Origin of the sequence: Yoonia vestfoldensis SKA53 (assembly GCF_000152785.1) — a bacterium.
Classification (GTDB): Bacteria; Pseudomonadota; Alphaproteobacteria; order Rhodobacterales; family Rhodobacteraceae; genus Yoonia; species Yoonia vestfoldensis_A.
In genome coordinates, this window is sequence record NZ_AAMS01000014.1 from 1 (window position 1) to 1,475 (window position 1,475).

At 54.1% G+C, this 1,475-nt stretch carries 1 protein-coding gene; it reads right to left on the minus strand.

The annotated features are described in order from the left end of the window. Positions 1-1,209 (minus strand): hypothetical protein (locus SKA53_RS00010; RefSeq protein ID WP_007203961.1); only part of this gene is annotated, 1,209 nt, incomplete at its 3' end. Between the last annotated feature and the right edge of the window lie 266 nt (positions 1,210-1,475).

Below are 1,475 nucleotides of genomic sequence, written 5' to 3' on the forward strand. Positions count from 1 at the left end.
ACCAGCGTTAGAGACAGTAACCAGCTCTGCATTTGTGCCGTCGTTGGTGTCGGCAACGCGAATATTGATAGATGCCGTTGCAAAAATGCTTGCATCAACGGTATCATCGTTCGCACCAGTACCGGTGTTGCGGAGCTCTACGACTTCAATACCAGTGATGCCAGCCACGTCAGCAGCGGTCGTCATCGAGTCATTAATCCGCAGTGTATCTGTACCTGTGCCACCCGTGATTGTGTCGAGCGACGTGATATTCGCCATGTCCACAATAAAGGTATCGTTTCCCGTACCACCAGTAACAGCGATGTTTACGGCGCCGTAGCCACCCGTCACAGACGTGCCTGTGAAGGCGCTCATGTTCAGAGTTGTTGTAACGTCGTCGATGTCAGTCAGCGTCAAGGTGCCGGAGCCTGTAACGTTCACAGTAGTTGCAGCGGCCGTTGTCAGCGTTGCGATAGTCGAGACGCCGGAGTTTGCTATGTTCACTGTTTCGATACCAGCGAGCGTAACGACACCGTTGGTTGCGTCGGTTGTTGTGAGGCTCTGAACGTCTGCTGTTCCGGCAATAGTCGACGTATTGTATGCAACGATAACGTTACCGGCAGAATTGTAGGACAAGGTCAGGTTTGCGATATTATCGGTATTCGTGAAAGTTACACTGGACGACGAACCCGTCACGCGCAGATCGGTCTCACCGGTCACGCTCCCGAGGTTCAAAGACAAAACGTCCGTCGCAGTGGCGCTGTTCGAGGATGCACTGATCGTCTCGACGCCAGTCACCACGAAACCACCGAGTGTAGCTGCTGCCGACGAGAACACTGCCAGGACGTCTGCACCCGCGCCACCAGTAACGCTGTCGCCAGCATTCAAAGTCGTGTTGCTTGCCGAGATCGAGTCCGCACCAGTCCCACCAACAATGGTATCAAGACCTGTAGTGAGCGTGAAGGTTTGGCCAGCTGGCGTCACCGGTGTTGTTGGTGTCGTTGGTGTCGTTGGCGCGGCGGCGGTGGTGTTGTCGTCATTACAAGCAGCCAGCGAGAGCGCCATCAGTGTCAGGCCAGCGCCCTTGGCAGTGCGCTGTGTTGTTTTCGCTTCCCAAGCTTTCATCAGCTTGGCAACAGCGGCATTCTTTGGCGTGGTTGCGGTTGCATCCACGGGCACCAGACGTTGTACATCATCCGTGATGAAGTCTGTCGAAACGATCTTGTTCATTTTTGGTCCTTTTTTACCGATGTTGTTAAGGGCTTCGCAAACTCGCCCCCAATCGCGTATCGGTTTAGATGCAAAAATGGGGGACATCTTTACCTTTATTTATAAACACTTTTTGACGTTGATGGCTTGGCATCGGGTCTTGCCGCGCACTGCAGCATAGGGCGCGGGGCAGCATGAAGCCCTGCGCCCCACCCTGCCCCGAAACCCCAAAAATATGGTGTTTTTAACCAAATTTTACCCGCGGATCGCGTTAATCGCGCAGCGCC